Origin of the sequence: Ruminococcus albus AD2013, assembly GCF_000526775.1 — a bacterium.
Taxonomy (GTDB): domain Bacteria; phylum Bacillota; class Clostridia; order Oscillospirales; family Ruminococcaceae; genus Hominimerdicola; species Hominimerdicola alba_A.
This window is the reverse complement of record NZ_JAGS01000001.1, coordinates 1,756,338-1,774,656: the sequence shown is the minus strand read 5'-3', so window position 1 is coordinate 1,774,656 and position 18,319 is coordinate 1,756,338. Positions and strand designations below refer to the sequence as shown.

Here is an 18,319-nt window from a genome sequence, read left to right as displayed (position 1 = left end):
AAAATATAGCGTTTTATCCTTTTATAAGTTTTTTGCCTTTGACGTGTGCGGCTACCTTTGTAATATCTGTAACTGTTATCTTTCCGTCCTTATTTATGTCAGCACGGATGATCTCATCATTCTTAAGCAGTTTTTTGCCTTTGACATGAGCGGCAATCTTTGTGATATCGGTAACATTTATAATGCCGTCGTTGTTGACATCGCCCAGTGAAGATCTGCTTTCTCCGATCACAGCTTCAATGCATTCTGCCTCAGTATCAAAATGGTTTTTATCGCCCTTAACTTTGAACCAGATAAAGTAAGTTCCGATTTCTTTTCCCTTGGGGATATCTTCGGAATATTCCTTATCATCAGGAGCCTGTTCCTTGCTGTCACTTACAGCATAAACGAGATCTCCGTCTTTGGTGGAGCCGGGGGTGACAAGCACCTGTTCTTCACCGCTGAATTTAAGATCAGCTATAGCAGTAGGCTTGGCGGAAGTTGTAGCTTCTGACTTTGCGATGCTCACCGTATTGCTTCCGCTTGCGGGAATGGGATCGTAGTTATCAGATACAGCATAGAAATACACGGTGTATTCGCCTGCGTCTGTGAATGTCAGATCTTCGGTGGTGCCTGCGGTCATATAATTATCCTTGGTAAGTTCTTCCTCGGCGTAATATATTTCTGCATCCGAATCGCCTGTGTCAACAGTGATACCATGTGCAGCACCGTCATATGTTCCGCTGTATCCTTCGGAGGTGACAGTAAGTTTGGCTTTAGCAACAGTAAAATCAACACTTGCTACCGCATTCCCGACTTTGATCTTAGCTGTGTAGTCACCTGCACCAACAGGAACGGAGGACAGCTTTTTATCTCCGTTGAAGTATTCTATGGTGTAATTGTCAGGAAAAGCTGCTTTGTTATAGTTATCATCGATATAGGCTGATTTTTCTGTTCCGTCGTAGGTAAGTGATTCGGGGGCGCAAAGTGTAAGTGTAAGATCTTTTTTGACATTGCATATAGAGTCAGCGGTGCATTCGGCGGTTATTGTATTATTATAAGCTGTGTATGACCATTCATGATCGTGATCTCTCCACTTTGCGTAAAGTGTGGTATCCTTATCGAAAACCGTCTGTGCAGTTACGGGTACACCGCTGTATTCTTTGTTGTCATACCAACCGTCAAAAACATAACCTGCCTGAACAGGGTCGCCCGGGAAAGCTTCGCCCAGAGAGTTACCCTGCCAGTTTCCATCGTCATCAAGCTGTTTGTATATTGTCAGAGAAGCGTACCTGTCATCTTCACCGCGCATACCATCAAATGAGACTGTAACAACTTTGGTATTGTTCAGGCTTGAGGATGAACCTGAAGATGTTCTTCCCAGACCGCTGTATCCATAATCAGGTGTAAAGTTGCTCTCACCGCATCCCTCGATAGTCAGCTGTCCTGATGTAACGTCGGGAAGATTCAGATTTACGGTGCCGTCGCTCATTGCGATAGCTCCGCCTAAGTCGGCATGGCAGTTCTCTATTTTGCCGCCAAGGACAAAGTTCTCGGTATTTCCGTCGAAATTTATCGCACCTCCGCGGTAGTTTGCATAACAGTCGTGGATATATCCGCCGTACATATTTACAGTAGCAGCGTCATCTCTCGAAGTTCCTGCTCTGTATGTGCAGCCGATAGCTCCGCCGTGGCCTGAAGCACAATTATATATAGTTCCGCCGTAAACGTTAAGATGAGCAAAGTTGTATGCGCCCAGTGCGCCGCCCCAGCCGCCGTTTGCATAGCAATCGTGTATAACTGATCCTGCTTTTACATTGACTGTTCCGCCGCCATGAGGTCTGGTATAATCAACTCTTACAGCACCGCCGTAGTTTGCAGATGTGCCGCCGTCAGAACAGGTGGTATCAGTGGAATTGGTGGTAGAGGAGTTGCGAAGCTCAAGTCCGTCACCGAGGTTCAGCACACCGCCCTGAAATACATCTATCATAGCTCGTCCGCTGACACCTGAATTGTGTGGAGATGTATTTGTTATACCATCTTCGCTCCATACTGCGCCGCCGTCAATGATGATATTTCGCAATTCCACTTCAACGGTATTGGTGGAAACGTTGTTATATCCATCGCCTGTACCGTTTCCTTTTATGCCAAATACAGAGGTAAGGCTGCCGCTGTTAGCGCCTTCTGCGGCAGTACGTTTTATCGTAAACTTTTTGCCTTCTGCACTTTCGATAGTAAGACTGCGGTCGATGACCAGCTGTAATGTGGTCACCGTTGATCTGGTTACTGTGTCACAGGGCACATCAATATCTGCGGTGACTACTATTGTTGAAATATCCTCATTTGCAATAGCTGCTTTCAGCTCATCGTAATTTGATACCTTAGCTGTGTTGACCTCAGCGGCGTAAGCTGTCAGCGATGTCCCCTCAAAAATCTGAAAGCTGCCGCATATGGACGGTGCAGAGCCTGCGGACATGGTCAAAGCTATAACTGCAGCGGTTATACGTTTGAACGCTATATTCATTTCAGTTCCTCCTAAAAAATCAATAATTCCGGTCTTACAATGATTGATTAATATATTTAATATTTTACCACATTTATCCAAGAAAGTCAATTGCTTTTGGCTGATAAAGCGTTAGTAACCTTTTATATTGTATCAATTTATCATAATGTCTCTCGCGTAGTTTGTGGCCGCAGATCATTCTTTAATCATGTTTATAATAAAACAGATTATTATAGGTTTATTAATGCATTTATCAATTACGAAAATTTAGTTTTCGTAAACTTAAACAGCAAGCAAAGCAAAAAGAGAAAATCTAAAACTTATGTTAATAGATTATAAGTTCAATACAATACATCGTTTAACAAAACAAAAACATTTATATAATCACAAATCAAACGTTTTCGCGGAAATATATGGTATTTCTGGCGATGGATTGATTAAATCACAATTCGCATTCATTGATTTATAACAAAACTTCTATTGACAAAAGGTACAACTAGTGATATAGTTATAATCAGAAAACTAAATATTCGCTGATCGAAACTAAGAAAATATTGAGAGTTTTCAGAAAATATTTTTACTGCCGAAATTGTTTCGCAAATGCATTCATCAGGCGTGGCTGATGAAACGTGATCAGATAATGGTTTGATCGTAACAGGAAAATTCAGAAAATGATTACAAGGGTGGTTTAATATGAAAAAATATAATAATCCGAACCGAAAGGGTTTTACGTTGGTTGAACTTATCACAGTAATGGCTATTGTAGCAACTTTAGCTGCTATAATCGTTCCGAACTTATTAAGGCTGATCGAAAAGGCAAACAATACCCGTGATGCTAATGAAGCAAAAGATCTCGGAAAACTAATCATGTCAACAGCCGCTTTGGATGGTGATCTTAGTTTATATAATCCCTGGTCAACAAACCTTGATGCAGACGGTACTTCATCCTGGGGTTATATCTATGTTGGTAAGGACGATGTAAGAACTTCTTCAAAACAAATGATGCAGATGCTGATCGACAATGGATATGTTAAACCGAATGCTGCAATAAGAATACGCGGCGGAGATGTCGCTGGTGATCGCGAACAGCAGGTATTTAAGAAAGATACAAACCTTATGTGTCATTCAAACCATAACTGGGTAGCTTATGAAATACATTTCAGAATAATGCCTGATGGAAATCTGGATATTTCATATTGTGCAACAAAAGCCGGTACCAGCCAGCTTGCAGAAGCTGATGCAGATGAAAAGGCAACCAAGTTATTCTGCAAATTTGCAGCAGGTCATTCCGATGAATTTGCTATAGAACACGCTAATCATAATAATCACTGACCTGTTTTCTCAATGATTTAATTCCAAATGACTTGTGTGTATTGTAAAACCTGCATAATATAGTTTTCCCCAACTTCCCCAAAATCAAGACCCTGTCGGGACAAGCGTTCCGGCAGGGTCATTTTCATCTGCTGCGTTTTTATCTGAATATGGTTATACCGCTGATACACTGCAAAACAGCGATTTACAGAATATAATGTGGTGTGTCAGAGGGATAACCCTTAAAAATAATGTTGAATTTATGTTCAGCTCTTGAATTACTTCAGAATTTGTGATATAATAAAATAAAAGTAATATAGGAGGTTGCTCTATGGATTTTGATAGCATTCTTTCTGTATATAAAAGTAAGACCTGTATTATTTCGGTTGAGAGAACAGCGGACGGTAAATATGGAAATATACGCATCGCGGCGGGAAACAAAGCTCATTATGAAGATATGATGAATGCCATGCACCGACCCTTTATCCCAGATTCTCCCTATTCGGAATATTTCCCGGAAAATAAGAATTTTGAAGATTTCTGCTGTCGCTGTGCATTTATGGGACAGCCTCTTCATTCCTATGTCAGCCTTCCGCAGATGGGACTTTGGCTGAATATGTTCCTGCTTCCTCTTGAATCCGATAAGGAAAATATCGGATACTGTATATATTCTTACGAGGTCACGCAGGAGGTAAATGCTGAACAGAGGGCGACCCTTTCTGCTGATACATCTGCCGCAGTACTTCAGACCTGTATAAAACTCCATGGGCAGAATGATACACGTCAGACCTTTCAGGAAGTTATAGAGGATATCCGCGGTATATGTGATTCAGACTATTGCTGTATACTTCTTGTTGATGAGGATGAACGCAGATGCACCCCTTTGTGCGAAGCTTTCAGGGGCGGAGATGCGCCGATAAATTCCATAGATAATTACAACAACGATGAATTTTATGATATAGTCGAAACATGGAAGGATACCATCGGTGACAGCACTTGCATAATAATCAAGGATAAAGATGATATGGAGTGGCTGAGATCGAAAAATCCTGTATGGCATAGTTCACTGAATGAAGCGGGTGTAAAAAGTATCGTTATGTTCCCGCTGAATCACAACGGAAAGCTTCTGGGATATATGTTTGCCAGTAATTTCAATGTTGATAATGCTGTAAAGATCAAAGAGACACTTGAACTGAGCACGTTCTTTATCGCTTCCGAGATCGACAATTATCAGCTTTTGCAAAGGCTTGAGATACTCAGCACCATCGATATGCTGACAGGTGTAAAGAACCGAAATGCAATGAACAATATAGTAGATGAAATAAAAGCAGGAAAGAAAACGATCAACGCACCATATGCCGTTTTGTTCACTGATCTGAACGGTCTTAAAAAGGTGAACGATGTTGAGGGACACGGTGCGGGGGATCTGCTTCTCCAAAAGGTGGCTGATATACTGCAAAGCGTATTTTTCGACAGCGAGATATACCGTGCAGGCGGAGATGAGTTCATGATATTAGTCGAGCAGGCTGATAAAGCTGAAATAGACTCAAGACTTGCAAGACTCAGGGAGCAGTCGGAAAAAGAAGACGGTCATTTTGCGGTTGGCGTATGCTTTGTCGATGGAGATATAGATATACTCAACGCTATGCGTATTGCAGATGAGCGTATGTATGACGATAAAAAAGAGTATTACCGCCGCAATCCCGAACTTAAATACAGGTGAATGAGTTCGGCGGACAGATATAGTTATTCGGTGCAGATTTCAGGATTTAAAAGGCGTATGCATTAATCATGCATACGCCTTGAATTATCTGTGCTGTTTGTGGGATTTTTTGATCTCATACATATGTTTGTCTGCACGCTTGATGACATCGTTGAGCTCCATATCCTGTGTTATAGGCTGAGAGAATGCTCCGCAGCTGGCTTTTATCTCAAATTCCTCATTCTTGCTGCTGACTTCGAGTATGGAGTTTATCCGTGATATTATCGTGTCACTGTCACATTCGCCTATGATCAGTGCGATCATCTCATCTCCGCCGAAACGCACACAATATGCGTCGGGCGGGCAGGCTTCTTTCAGCGCGGAAGCGCCTTTTGCTATGGCTCTGTCGCCTGCATCGTGTCCGAAGTTGTCATTTATGGCTTTAAGCCCGTCTATATCAAACATTATCGCAGTCAGCTGTTTGCCATAGTTCGCAGGTTTTTCGAGTTCGTTATCGATAGCGGCTTGGAATCCCTGCCGGTTATACAGACCTGTAAGATTGTCGTTAAGGTACATCTGTGCTATCTTGTTTGATAAAAAGCGCTGATACCGCAGTGTAATAAGTCCGCCGAGACCCAGATTGAAAGCGTTGGTAACACCTGCTGATTTGGAATATTCGGTTATGTCGTACCGGTGGTATGAGAATACGGTATATCCGAAAGGTTTGTTCATATAATCAAGAACATTGAATATCAGCGGATATCCGCTTTCCAGCAGAATATCCAAACCGGGAACGATATCTTCCTTATCGAAATCCCTTATCTTATTCGGATAAGTGTAGGATTCATATATAAGGCACATATCTCCCATATCCACATCTTCAAGGAAGAAGTTGCGGTCTGTTGCCAGACAGTTCTTGCTGATGATACAGCACATTTCTTCTGTTTTGTCATCGCGCATACAACATATTGCAGCTTCTATTGAATCTGACATTTGCATTTTTACGGACATCTCATACAGCACGCGCATATCATCTTCGTAACGATAAAAACCGATATTGAAGCTGTTTGTGACATTGTCGGCGGGTAAATATCCGCTGCAGCCGCAGGACTTCTTTGGCATAAATCCGGGAACAACGGCTATGTTATCACAGTCTTCTCCGTTAAGCCTTTTTAAAATGGCTTTTGTTACTGCATCGGCAAGCTGTTTGCTGCTGCATGAAGCGGTAGTCAGAGGCGGTGAACAAAGATCACCCTCATGCAGTCCGTCAAAGCCCGTAACGATCATATCTTCGGGTATGCGTATATCAGCTTCGGTAAGTACGTCCATTACGTTTATCGCCATTATATCATTAGCGCATATTATAGCCTGCGGAAGTTCATCGCGAGCAAGGAGTTTTTTCATAGCCTCGCGTGTAGGCACAGCCCAGAAATCTCCGTAGCTGACCATGCTTTCATCAAAAGGCAGTCCGTTCTCTTTCATCACACGTTTGAAACAATCAAGCCGTTCCTCCGAAAAACGGTTATTTTTGAATCCTGCCATAAAATGGGGTCTGGTCACACCGTGATCTTCTATAACATGGCGAACGACTTTTTCAAAGCCTGCCGCGTAGTCGTAGTATATATTTGTAGTGCCTTCATATTCCGCATCGACCACGATAATGGGAACGGAATGGGACCGCGCTTGTGCTATTATACTTTTGCTTACGGTCTTGCTTTTTATCTTCTCGTCCATGATAACAACGGCATCGACGCGGTCATAGGGGATGAGTTCAAAAATACCTGCTTCGGAATGGGGCAAGTTCTCATTCCAGTAAAGATCCATATTAAGCGCGTATATGAACAGGCACATATCAAGCTTTTTCAGTCGCTCATTCAGATTTTTTATATAGCTATGCTGCTGAGGATCATATATCCTTGAGGTGCATAAGGCTATTATTTTTTTGCCGTTTATCATGGTCTCACCACCTTTGTATTATTATACCATAAAATGCCACAAATTTCAATAGATTTTGAATGATTTTTTTAGAATTAAGTTATTCATTGTTTTAACTTATTCAATTTTTGATACCCTGATATTCCTGAACTAAAAAGTCCCGCTGCAAATCTTTTCTGCGGCGGGAAAACTTTTGATATTTCCGATAACCGACAGTGTGAAATTATTTATCAGTGCTGACCACCCGATCTTTGCCGTTGTGTTTGCCCTTGTACAGTCTGCTGTCGGCAAGGCTTATAACTTTTTCTATGTTGTTTTCAGGGTGTCCGTCGCATATACCTATCGTCATGGTGACAGAGAATTCTGTAACACTTTTCTTAAAGCGCAGTTTTCTGACGCTTTTTACTATATTGTTGGCGCAGACCAAACCCTCTTCTGTATCAGAATCCGGCAGCACAAACAGGAACTCTTCACCGCCCCATCTTGCAGCATATCCACCCTCAGGCAGATTATCAGTAATGATCTTCGCTATATTGGAAAGAACATCGTCACCCTTGTCATGTCCGTAACTGTCGTTGACCTTCTTAAAATCATCGATATCGCCTATGCCTATAATGTAACCTTTACCGCTTTTACGGCTGTTATTTACGACATCGTTAAGGATCCTGCCCATTTCGCGCCGGTTGTTCAGCTTAGTAAGGGGATCGGTGGAAGCCATTGATCTCAGCTGTTCGTTCTGGATTCTCGTTTTGCAGTCATAATAGCAGTGCATACAAGTGAATATCATTGCAACGTAAATAAGCACGGATGAGCCAATCAGAATATTTATCACATAAAATAACGTCGCGTAAGAAGAATCGCTCATATCATAACGCTCCCGTCCCGGAATAATGTAGATGTATCTTAGTATCCCGTAAGCAGGCACGGATATGAACATTACTATAAATGGTATGAACCTTTTTTTATTGGGGACAAGAAATGCCAGAGGTATTATCATAAGCAGAAACATACAAAAATCGGGTTTCAGTCCCACGCACACTGTTGCTGCTATCGCATGAACGATTATCTCTGCCATTGAAGCATAGATAAGATTGAGTTTTTCTTTGAAATAGCGGGCGAGTATTATCAGCAGCGCATAAAAGCCCACGCTGCCAATGTTGAATTTTACCATTGGATTTATACCTGCAAAGGTAAACAGCGTCAGATAAAGCGCGTGTGCAGCCAGACAAGCGATAAGCGGGAAAAAATACAGAAAGAACACGACCTTAGAAGATACGTTCTTATCGATTTTTTCAATGAATTCAAGATCTTTTTTATATTGCTGGTCGTTATACATATCATCACTTCGCTTTCTGTAAAAATGTATACAGTCTATTTATAAGTTATTATACCATAAAGTTTTATAGATTTCAATAGTTTTTGAATGGATTTTTTTAGACAAAGTTGTTCATCTTTTTAACTTATTCAACTCTTTTATCGGAAATATGCCTATGAATAAAAATCGACCGCATCCGATCGTTATGCGGTCAGATGCGGTCGAATAATATCATATTGTTGAGGGATATCTTATTTAAGAACAGATGCAAGAACGTCATAGTTCTTCTGCATAAGGGAGAGATAGCTTGCGCCGTTCTCAATATCCTCATTAGATACAGACTGGAGTGAGTTGAGTTCGGCTATATCAACTTCTTTGCCCGATGTGCTGATAATAGTTTCCGCTATATCCTTGCTTGAATTTTCAAGGGTGAATATAGTTTTACTATCAAGCTCCTTGACTTTATCTGCAAGGAATACGATAGTATCGAAGCTTGCTTCTGTTTCAGCGGAGCAGCCGATAAATGCTGCAAAGTAGTCAAGACCGTAATCATCAACAAAATAGCGGAAGGGGAATCTGTCCCCGAATATGAGCGTCTTAACGGAAGAATTATCAACAAGTGTACTGAAGCTGTTATCAAGTTCGGAGAGTTTCGCTATATAGCTGTCAAGGTTAGCCTTGTAGTCTGCGGCATTTGCTGAGTCGATAGCTTCAAGGTTGTTCTCGATCTCAGCACAGAGTACCTCTGCGTTTTTTATAGAGAGCCATACGTGTTCATCGTATTCTTCTTCGCCCTCTTCGTGTTCATGCTCGTGTTTTTCCTCATCCTTGTCATGACCTGCAAGATGATCGCAGATATCCTCTCCGCTCATTTCAGCAGGGAAGAATGTAGGCCAGTACTTTTCGGGATCGACGATAGCATCATAGCTTTCATTGCTCATTCTAAGGTGGAAATGTTCGGCTTTTGCAGGTTCGATCATATGGTCATTGAACTCGATATAAACAGGTGCGCCCGACTCTTTGTCCTCAGCTTCAAATCTGTACATTGCAGCTCTTGTTCCGCCCGACCAATCCTGAATGAAGTATCCTGTATACTTGTAATCCGAACTTACGGTCTTTCCGTTATCGTAGGTATATGTGATATTATCACCGTCGATCTTTACAGACTTGATATCTGTCTCATAGCCTGTCTTGTAGTATTCTTTATACTCCTCGGCAGTCATTTTACCTTTTGTTTCAGCCATGGCTTTCCACGCCTCATCGAGTGTTCCATCCAACACGAAAGGATATGGAGACTGCCATTCGCCTGCCCAGTCTGAAAGGCTCCTGTCCTGTACCTCATCGTCCTCAAAGGTGGAAACTTCCTTGCTGTGGTCATGCTCGTGGTCATGTTCGTCCTCCTGCATACCTTCCTTGAGTTCCTCTACTTTAGCGGAATCTCCGAGAACTTCCATAAGGTTTATGACTTTCATATCCTTGTTCTGAGAAGTTTCAAGCACATCTTCCACCCATTCATCGGACTCTCCGCCCACATATACGAACAGGTCACAGGTATTGATCTTCAGTATATCGTCAGCAGTAGGCTGATAGCTGTGAAGATCAACGCCGTTATCAAGAAGATAGGTGAGCTCAACATTGTCAGCGTGATCGCCGAGTATCTCTTTTACCCAGTCGTACTCGGGGAATATTGTGCAAACTACACTGAAAGTCTCAGAACCGTCAGCAGACTTCTTTTTACCTTTCACGTCCGACTTGTCCGCAGAAGCTGCCGAACAGCTTGTCATACCGACCGCTGCCATTACGAGTGTCAAAGCATAAATGCCGATTTTTTTCTTTAACATAAATAGAACCTCCGAATTGAATAACCTTATAAGTTTACAGATAAATGTGCGCACCTATCTGTAATGTTTGTATATACTATTATGGGGGCGTTATTCAATCCAGAAGCTCCACTTTAAGCGAAATAAGTGTCGTGTGTGATGAATGGGAACTCGCGATCTTCTTGCATGGTATGGCAATGAAGCAGGTCATCAGAGTAAGTATGATCGCACCCGCAACTGCTGTACCGAGTTCATGAAGTGTCTTGTGAAGCTTTGCAAGTTCAATACAGATAGAACAATCCTCACCGCTGCATTCATGTTCGGCGTGAGTGATGATAAATGCAGCGGAGCAGAATATGACAAGGCTGAATACTGCCGCTATTATCCATGATATGGCTTTGTTTCTGCGCTTCGACATATCTGTTCACCTCTCTGTATCTGTTTCAGTTTTATATTATATCTGTTCAGATTCTTTTTGTCAATGAATTAAAGATATATTCTAATCATTTGCTAAAATGAGAGCTACTCTCAAATTAATTTTGTAAAAAAAGACAAAGAAAATGTAAGCCTTCTGAAACTCTTTTCCCGAATAGCTTACATTTCTTTAGTCTATGTTTTACCGTACGGATCAGATTGCCGAACTATCTGTCATGCTCGGTCCTTCGGAGCTTTGTTCTGTTTCACCATCGGTTTCGCGTGGCTTTCTGTGTGTCAGACTGTACGCCATGAACAGTGCCGCAACAGGAATTATTGTCATGCAACCTGCACCGCTGGATACTATCTGGAGAAAATCCTGGCAGAATACCTTTGAATTGATTATCTCAGAGAATGAGTACTCGTATTCGCGGAACCAGATGACCAGAGTCATAAATTCACCGATGTAGGCGAAGAGAAGTGTGTTGGTCGTAGTGCCGATTATGTCCCTGCCGATATTCATTCCCGAGATGAAAAGTTCACTCATGCTGAGTTCGGGATTATTCTCACGGACTTCATACAGCGCAGAAGTTATGGCGATTGCTGTGTCAGTTATCGCACCGATAAGTCCGGTAAGCATCATGGCAAGAGTTACCTGCCGCATATCAAGCCCGATATCAGGACTGTACCAGCATATCTCCTCGGTGTTTTCATCAGCAAAACCCTGTATGTGGGAGCTTGAACCGATGTACAGCATCACCGCCGCGAACAGAAGAAGTACTGTTGCGATAGACGCGAATGCCGTAACGGTCTTGATGTTCACACCATTTATCCAGAACAGTATCACTACGCCTATGACAGAACAGCCTATCAGCGTCACAGCAACGGCGTTCACACCGCAGGCTATCAGGAAGACTGTGATTATCAGTACGATGATGTTTGCGTACATAGCGGCGAAGGTCTTGGCACCTCTTACCCCGCCTACTGCTATCATCAGTATCAGAAGAATCGTTCCGAGTATGAATTCCATCAGGCATCGCCTTCTTTCGGCTGAGGTGATATCTTTTTAGTACCTTTCAGCATATGTGTCGAGATGAATATCGCTATGGGTATGGTAAGGACTATGCCAATTCCGCCGACAAATGCACGGACGATCTCGAGATCGAGGTAATTGTTGAGAACGTCCGTAAGCGTGACATTGTTCCTGAGTGCAAGTATTATCAGCGGTATGCAGCCGCATACGTAGGTGAAAAGCAGGACGTTTGTCATGGTACCCATGATATCCTTGCCTATCTCGCGTCCCGAATGCCTTAGTGCGGAGAAAGTGATACTGCTGTCCCTGTCGATTAGTTCCGACATTGACGATGACATGGTTATGGAGATATCCATTATCGCACCCAGACCGCCTACAAGAAGTTCAGATATAAATATTTCCTCATAGGGTTTTATAAGGTACTGCATCTGGTCGAAACGCACACCTCTGCCCTTTGTGAGTTTAAGTACTGTATACGCAATGGCGATGGTGACAGCGGTGCCGCAAAGTGCGGAAATTACTGCCGCCGCAGTTTTTTTATTTACACCGCTGACGATAGTTAGTGAGGCAGCAGTGAACAGAAATGCCGCCGCAAGGCAAAGTCCGAAAAGGTCAAGACCGCGGTGATAAAATTCGATGGCGGCGGCAAAAATCAGAGTGTTTAAGGTAACAGAAAGGAGAGAAAGTGCGCCTTTTTTACCCCCGACTATAACAATGGTCAGTGCAAAAAGCATCGTAACACCGACAGCATAAACGTCACGTTTTACACCCGTGCAGGTCGCTTTGAGTGTATCACCCGAACCATTTACATCCACAAACAGCTTGTCGCCTTTTGAGTATTTTTCGTCTGTCACCAGTGAGGAGGAATACTTATTTGTCACTGTGGCGAACTTGCCTTTGTGTACGCCGTTTTTGATCTCAACTGTCAGACGCTGGGTGTATTGATACTCCTTTGAGTTTATCAGGGCGGGGGAGGAACGAGTCAGTTCTTCCGATGCCGAAACGACTTCTGCTATGGTTCTGTCATAAAGGAAATAGTCATTTTCGGTGAATATCACCCCACCGATACAGATCAAAAACAGTATAAATATCGTCACTGCTTTTTTTCTGCCGACCTTTTTCAGCAGATCTTTCAGGTTCATATCTATCATCTTCCTTGTTGATATTGGCATCATAATGCTCAATAATATTATATCTGATCAGCAGCGTTAAGTCAACCGATATATATTATAAATTGTAAATGCTTTCATGATATCACCGGAGAACTTGTACAGAAGTGCGTGTTGGGTGAATACTCACAATTAATTTCCTGAATTCCTACTGAAATTGTAGTAATTTGTACGACTTTTTTTTATGTGCTGATTTTCCTATTGACACACTAGGGATTATGATGTATAATAAATAAAGCCTATTAAACAGATATGAAATATATGAGTGATTAAGTTTATATGTTTAGCTATATAATAGGTACGATATCAGGATTGAGCTGGTATACGACAACATACGACCGTATAAGTTGGTATACGTTCGTATACGACGGTATGATCTGGTATCGGAAAGTTTACGATATAACATTTTTATATTGAAAGGAAGAATATTACTATGAAGAAAAGATTACCTGCATTTATAATTTCTGCCGCACTGGCGTTCTCTGCTGTTTCCTGCGGAAAGGCAGACAGCAAGAATAAAGACGATGCAAACACTGTTAAGATAGCTTATCTCCCCATAACCCATTCACTGGCTGTTCTTGAAGAAGCTGAAGAACTTGAAAAAGAATCGGGACTGAAAGTTGAACTTGTAAAGTACGGTTCATGGGCAGAATTGCTGGACGCCCTCAATTCAAACAGGGTTGACGGTGCTTCGGTACTTATAGAACTTGCTATGAAATCAAAAGAGGAAGGCATAGGACTTAAAGCGGTCGCACTGGGACACCGCGACGGAAATGTTATCGTTGTTTCAAATGATATCGGTTCTGCCGCCGACCTTAAAGGCAAGACCTTTGCGATACCTCACAGACAGTCATCTCACAACATTCTGCTGAATGATGCACTGGCAACAGCGGGTCTTAATATCGGCGATGTAAATGTTACCGAGCTTGCACCTACCGAAATGCCTTCTGCACTTGCAAGCGGTCAGATAGACGGCTACTGCGTGGCTGAACCTTTTGGTGCAATGGGTGTTAACCTCGGAGTAGGAAAGGTGCTGTTCAGTTCGGAGGAACTCTGGGAAGAATCCCTCTGCTGCGGACTTGTACTCACTGACAAATTCATTGATGAGCGTCATGATGATGCTAAGTCATTCGTTGAAAGCTATAAGGCGGCAGGAAATGCCCTCGATAAGGAAAAGGCTAAAGAGGTAGCGAAAAAGTACCTGAATCAGACCGATGAAGTACTGGACACCTCACTTCAGTGGATATCCTATAACGATCTCGACATAACAGAGGAAGCTTACAATGCACTTGCCGAGAAAGTCAAGGCATACGGGCTTTCCGATAACCCTCCCGCATATGCGGACTTTGTAAAAAATGATTTTTGATAAGGCGTGATAATGATGAAAAAACTGCTCTCACTGAAAAACGTTATCATATCGGTCTCGATACTGATATTGATATGGCAGCTGCTGTTCTCTGTCAGCAGTTATGATAAGGCTTTGTTCCCATCACCTAAAATGGCATTTGATGCCTTGGTAGAGTTGATAGAGAACGGAAAACTGTTTGAGAATATAAGAACGAGTATGTACCGCTTTGTTACGGGATATTTCAGCTCGGTGATCGTTGCTGTGGTACTGGGACTGATACTTGGAAGAGTACCGAAGTTGTTTCAGTACATAAATCCTGCGGTACAGCTTTTAAGACCTATCTCACCTACAGCGTGGATGCCTTTTATCGTTCTGCTGTTCGGTATAGGTGATGTTCCTGCTATCGTTATAATATTTATTGCGGCATTTTTCCCTGTGCTGCTTTCAACGGTGTCGGCGGTGGGAAATATCGACCCTGTGTACCTGAAAGTTTCAAAGAACTTCGGTATCAGACAGCCTGCGCTTACGTGGAAAGTTATTTTCCCTGCGGCGTTCCCGCAGATAGCAAACGGTATCCACCTTGCGCTGGGAACTGCATGGATATTCCTTGTTGCAGGTGAGATGGTGGGCGCACAGTCGGGACTCGGCTATCAGATAATTGATGCGAGAAACAATATCCGCGCGGATATACTTCTTGCGACGATACTTGTGATCGGTATTATCGGAATACTGCTTGACGGTCTGCTGAAACTCATCGAAAAAGTGATACTTAAATCGTGGGGAGGTGCTGCGTGATGTATATTGAGGTAAAAGATGCCTGCAAGAATTATGTTCAGGACGGCAAAAAGTTTGTTGCACTGGATAACGTTTCTCTCAGCATTGACAAGGGAGAATTTATATGCCTTCTGGGACCTTCCGGCTGTGGAAAAAGTACACTTCTGAACGCGCTGGCAGGGTTTGAAAAGGTCAACAGCGGTACTGTTACGATTGACGGAAAGGAAGTAACTTCACCCTCGATCAACAACATAACCATCTTCCAGAATTACGGACTTCTCCCCTGGAGAAATGTTCAGAAAAATGTGGAACTGGGACTTGAATCAAAAAAAGTTCCCAAGTCCGAGCGTGCGGAAATTGCGAAGAAGTACCTTGAACTGGTGGGGCTGAGCGGGTATGAAAAGCGCTATCCCAGACAGCTTTCGGGTGGACAGCAGCAGAGAGTTGCCATAGCAAGAGGTCTTGCGGTTGACCCCGATATCATATTCATGGACGAACCATTCGGTGCCCTTGATGCTATCACAAGAATGAAGCTTCAGGAGGATATCCTAAGGATATCCCACGAGGAGAAAAAGACTATCATATTTGTTACCCACGATATCGAAGAAGCAGTATTTCTTGCTGACAGGATAGTTGTGATGATGGCAGACCCCGGCAGGATAAAGAGTATCGTAAAAGTCCCTCTTGGCGAACACCGAAACAGGACAGGTGAGAACTTTTTATACGTCCGTGACCGTATATTTGAACTTTTCAATATGAAGACCGACGAATATATAGAGTATTATATCTGATTTATCAGGTGATTTTTTCAGACAGGGTATTGAACAATTCATAGTGTTGTGGTATAATATGAATTGTATTTTTAAGAGAGGCTGGTATTATGAGCGAGAATAAACATAAACACTGTCACGAGCATGAGCATCATCATGAACATCATCACGAACATGACCATCATTCGCCTGCACATATCCATTCACACAGAAACATCATCGGCTTTGATGAACACGGTATCCCTACTGTGATATTAAAAGCAAGCCATAGTGAGGGTGAGGCTGATGATCCGCAGGCATTCATCAGGGATTATATGAACGCTGTTACCGAGTATAAAAAGACTTTTCCCAGCAAGCAGGACGTCATCGATCAGACCCCAGACCCTGCTGTAAGGGAAATGTTGCTGCGCATGGAACAGCTTGGTATAGATACTGCGTTCGACCGCTTTGATAAGCAGAAACCTCAGTGTAATTTCGGTCTGGCAGGCATATGCTGTAAGATATGCAATATGGGACCATGTCGTATAACTGCGAAATCCCCAAAGGGTATCTGCGGTGCTGATGCAGACCTCATCGTTGCAAGAAATCTTCTCCGTTCCGCTGCGGCAGGTGCTGCACAGCATGGTATGCACGCGAGAGAAGTAATGCTTGCACTGAAATGGGCGGCAGAGGGCAAGCTTGATGTTCCCATAATGGGCGAACAGAAGATACGTTCAACGGCGGAAGCTTTCGGCATAAAGCAGAAGAACCGTCAGCTGAAAAATGTTGCCAAAGATCTTGCGGACGCACTGCTGGAAGATATGTCAAGATCGGTGCCCGGTGAGTACAAGACCATATCAGCCTGTGCTGTTCCTGAAAGACAGGAAGTATGGAAAGATCTGGATATCCTGCCCATAAGCGCATATCATGAAGTTTTTGAAGCTTATCACAAATCCGGATGTGCGACCGACGGCGACTGGAAGTCGGTAATGCAGCAGTTTTTGAGATGTGGTCTGGCGTTCACATTCTCGGGAGTTGTAGGTGCATCTATCGCAACGGACAGCCTTTTCGGCGTAGGCGACAGAGTGACTTCAAAGGTCAATATCGGTGCGCTTGAAAAGGGATATGTTAATATCGCGGTACATGGTCATCTGCCTCTGCTTGTAAGCCAGATAGTTGAAGCAGGAAAGCGTGAAGACCTGATAGAACTCGCCAAAAAAGCAGGTGCAAAGGGCATACGTTTTTACGGCATATGCTGTTCGGGGCTTTCGGCTATGTACAGATATGCAGGAGTTATCCCGCTTTCAAATGCTGTATCAGCTGAACTGGTACTGGGAACAGGCGCACTTGATCTCTGGGTGGCTGATGTTCAGGACGTATTCCCGTCCATCATGGAAGTTGCACACTGCTTCAAGACCACTGTTGTTACTACCAGTGAGTCAGCGAGACTTCCCGGTGCTGAACGATATGAATACGATCATCATCATTCAAATATCGGCGAAACAAAGGCGCTTGCCGAAAAGATCGTTCGCCGTGCTATCGAAAGCTTTGAAGCAAGAAAGGGTATACCAGTTTACATACCGCCATATGAGGTGGAAGCAGAAGTCGGTTTCTCGGTGGAATATATCCACAAGCGTTTCGGCAGCATGAAGCCCCTTGCGGAAGCTATAAAGGACGGCAGGATACTGGGTATCGTGAACATGGTGGGATGTAACAATCCCAAGGTGCTGTACGAAAAGTGCATCGTAGATGTGGCTGATGTTCTGCTGAAAAACAATGTTCTGATAATCTCCAACGGCTGTGCTTCTTTCCCGCTTATGAAGCTGGGATACTGTGCTGTATCGGGCAAAGAGAAAGCAGGAGAGAGCCTGAGAGAGTTCCTTGAACCCGACCTGCCCCCTGTATGGCACGTGGGAGAATGTATCGATAATACACGTTCATCGGGAATATTTGCAGGAGTTGCAGGTGCGCTGGGCCATAAGATGTATGAGATGCCTTTTGCATTTTCATCGCCTGAATGGGGCAACGAAAAGGGCATAGATGCGGCACTGGGATTCAGGCTGAACGGTATAAGCTCATATCACTGTGTTGAAGCACAGATATACGGTTCAAAGAATGTTATCGAGTTCCTGAAATACGGTACTTTGGAGACACTGGGTTCGTCCATGAATGTTGATACAGACCCTGTAAAGCTGGGCGAGAAGATAGTTGCTGATATGAAAGCCAAGAGAAAAGCGCTTGGCTGGGATAAATAATTTGGAGGAATA

13 protein-coding genes are annotated in these 18,319 nt (G+C 43.2%); 6 read left to right on the top strand and 7 right to left on the bottom strand.

All coding sequences use genetic code 11. The features are described from left to right. Window positions 1-13 precede the first annotated feature (13 nt). A complete protein-coding gene (locus N773_RS0107775; protein ID WP_024857264.1) occupies window positions 14-2,503 on the bottom strand; it encodes a dockerin type I domain-containing protein in 2,490 nt (829 codons plus the stop codon). 672 nt (window positions 2,504-3,175) lie between these two features. Between N773_RS0107775 and N773_RS21165 the strand changes: the two genes are divergently transcribed. Next, the gene (locus N773_RS21165; protein ID WP_024857263.1) at window positions 3,176-3,814 is read left to right on the top strand and encodes a type II secretion system protein; all 639 of its coding nucleotides are present in this window, start codon (window positions 3,176-3,178) and stop codon (window positions 3,812-3,814) included. A gap of 310 nt (window positions 3,815-4,124) precedes the next feature. Further along, window positions 4,125-5,516 (top strand): sensor domain-containing diguanylate cyclase, encoded by a 1,392-nt coding sequence (locus tag N773_RS0107765; RefSeq protein WP_024857262.1) that lies wholly within the window; start codon window positions 4,125-4,127, stop codon window positions 5,514-5,516. 84 nt (window positions 5,517-5,600) lie between these two features. On the opposite strand, the gene N773_RS0107760 is transcribed toward N773_RS0107765, so the two are convergent. From N773_RS0107760 to N773_RS0107735, 6 genes are all read right to left on the bottom strand, one after another. Continuing rightward, window positions 5,601-7,451 carry a diguanylate cyclase gene (locus N773_RS0107760; protein WP_024857261.1) on the bottom strand — a complete coding sequence of 617 codons (1,851 nt, stop codon included), beginning with the start codon at window positions 7,449-7,451 and terminating at the stop codon, window positions 5,601-5,603. A 202-nt stretch (window positions 7,452-7,653) separates the two neighbouring features. After that, complete coding sequence (locus N773_RS0107755; protein WP_024857260.1) at window positions 7,654-8,766, bottom strand: GGDEF domain-containing protein; 1,113 nt, start codon at window positions 8,764-8,766, stop codon at window positions 7,654-7,656. Window positions 8,767-8,996: 230 nt separating this feature from the next. Next, window positions 8,997-10,586 (bottom strand): metal ABC transporter solute-binding protein, Zn/Mn family, encoded by a 1,590-nt coding sequence (locus tag N773_RS0107750; protein ID WP_024857259.1) that lies wholly within the window; start codon window positions 10,584-10,586, stop codon window positions 8,997-8,999. A 94-nt stretch (window positions 10,587-10,680) separates the two neighbouring features. Next, window positions 10,681-10,983 carry a hypothetical protein gene (locus N773_RS0107745; RefSeq protein ID WP_024857258.1) on the bottom strand — a complete coding sequence of 101 codons (303 nt, stop codon included), beginning with the start codon at window positions 10,981-10,983 and terminating at the stop codon, window positions 10,681-10,683. 210 nt (window positions 10,984-11,193) lie between these two features. Then, window positions 11,194-12,009 (bottom strand): YibE/F family protein, encoded by an 816-nt coding sequence (locus tag N773_RS0107740; protein WP_024857257.1) that lies wholly within the window; start codon window positions 12,007-12,009, stop codon window positions 11,194-11,196. Further along, complete coding sequence (locus N773_RS0107735) at window positions 12,009-13,163, bottom strand: YibE/F family protein (protein WP_196231610.1); 1,155 nt, start codon at window positions 13,161-13,163, stop codon at window positions 12,009-12,011. Before N773_RS0107735 ends, N773_RS0107740 begins: the two co-directional genes overlap by 1 nt. A gap of 451 nt (window positions 13,164-13,614) precedes the next feature. On the opposite strand from N773_RS0107735, the gene N773_RS0107730 reads away from it, so the two are divergent. The 4 genes from N773_RS0107730 to cooS all read left to right on the top strand — a co-directional run bounded on the left by N773_RS0107730 (window position 13,615) and on the right by cooS (window position 18,307). Next, window positions 13,615-14,547: an ABC transporter substrate-binding protein gene (locus tag N773_RS0107730; RefSeq protein WP_024857255.1), complete on the top strand. Its 933-nt coding sequence runs from the start codon at window positions 13,615-13,617 to the stop codon at window positions 14,545-14,547. Between the two features lie 15 nt (window positions 14,548-14,562). After that, window positions 14,563-15,324: an ABC transporter permease gene (locus tag N773_RS0107725; protein ID WP_024857254.1), complete on the top strand. Its 762-nt coding sequence runs from the start codon at window positions 14,563-14,565 to the stop codon at window positions 15,322-15,324. Next, on the top strand, window positions 15,324-16,094 hold the full coding sequence (locus N773_RS0107720) for an ABC transporter ATP-binding protein (RefSeq protein ID WP_024857253.1): 771 nt from the start codon (window positions 15,324-15,326) through the stop codon (window positions 16,092-16,094). The genes N773_RS0107725 and N773_RS0107720 overlap by 1 nt, the downstream gene beginning before the upstream one ends. 89 nt (window positions 16,095-16,183) lie before the next feature. After that, window positions 16,184-18,307 (top strand): anaerobic carbon-monoxide dehydrogenase catalytic subunit, encoded by a 2,124-nt coding sequence (gene cooS, locus N773_RS0107715; protein ID WP_024857252.1) that lies wholly within the window; start codon window positions 16,184-16,186, stop codon window positions 18,305-18,307. Window positions 18,308-18,319: the final 12 nt, after the last annotated feature.

Coding starts and splice junctions, on each gene's coding strand:
- N773_RS0107735 (WP_196231610.1), bottom strand. CDS start 13,163: ATGATAGATATGAACCTGAAAGATCTGCTGAAAAAGGTCGGCAGAAAA.
- N773_RS0107730 (WP_024857255.1), top strand. CDS start 13,615: ATGAAGAAAAGATTACCTGCATTTATAATTTCTGCCGCACTGGCGTTC.
- cooS (WP_024857252.1), top strand. CDS start 16,184: ATGAGCGAGAATAAACATAAACACTGTCACGAGCATGAGCATCATCAT.
- N773_RS0107775 (WP_024857264.1), bottom strand. CDS start 2,503: ATGAATATAGCGTTCAAACGTATAACCGCTGCAGTTATAGCTTTGACC.
- N773_RS21165 (WP_024857263.1), top strand. CDS start 3,176: ATGAAAAAATATAATAATCCGAACCGAAAGGGTTTTACGTTGGTTGAA.
- N773_RS0107755 (WP_024857260.1), bottom strand. CDS start 8,766: ATGTATAACGACCAGCAATATAAAAAAGATCTTGAATTCATTGAAAAA.
- N773_RS0107765 (WP_024857262.1), top strand. CDS start 4,125: ATGGATTTTGATAGCATTCTTTCTGTATATAAAAGTAAGACCTGTATT.
- N773_RS0107745 (WP_024857258.1), bottom strand. CDS start 10,983: ATGTCGAAGCGCAGAAACAAAGCCATATCATGGATAATAGCGGCAGTA.
- N773_RS0107740 (WP_024857257.1), bottom strand. CDS start 12,009: ATGGAATTCATACTCGGAACGATTCTTCTGATACTGATGATAGCAGTA.
- N773_RS0107760 (WP_024857261.1), bottom strand. CDS start 7,451: ATGATAAACGGCAAAAAAATAATAGCCTTATGCACCTCAAGGATATAT.
- N773_RS0107720 (WP_024857253.1), top strand. CDS start 15,324: ATGTATATTGAGGTAAAAGATGCCTGCAAGAATTATGTTCAGGACGGC.
- N773_RS0107750 (WP_024857259.1), bottom strand. CDS start 10,586: ATGTTAAAGAAAAAAATCGGCATTTATGCTTTGACACTCGTAATGGCA.
- N773_RS0107725 (WP_024857254.1), top strand. CDS start 14,563: ATGAAAAAACTGCTCTCACTGAAAAACGTTATCATATCGGTCTCGATA.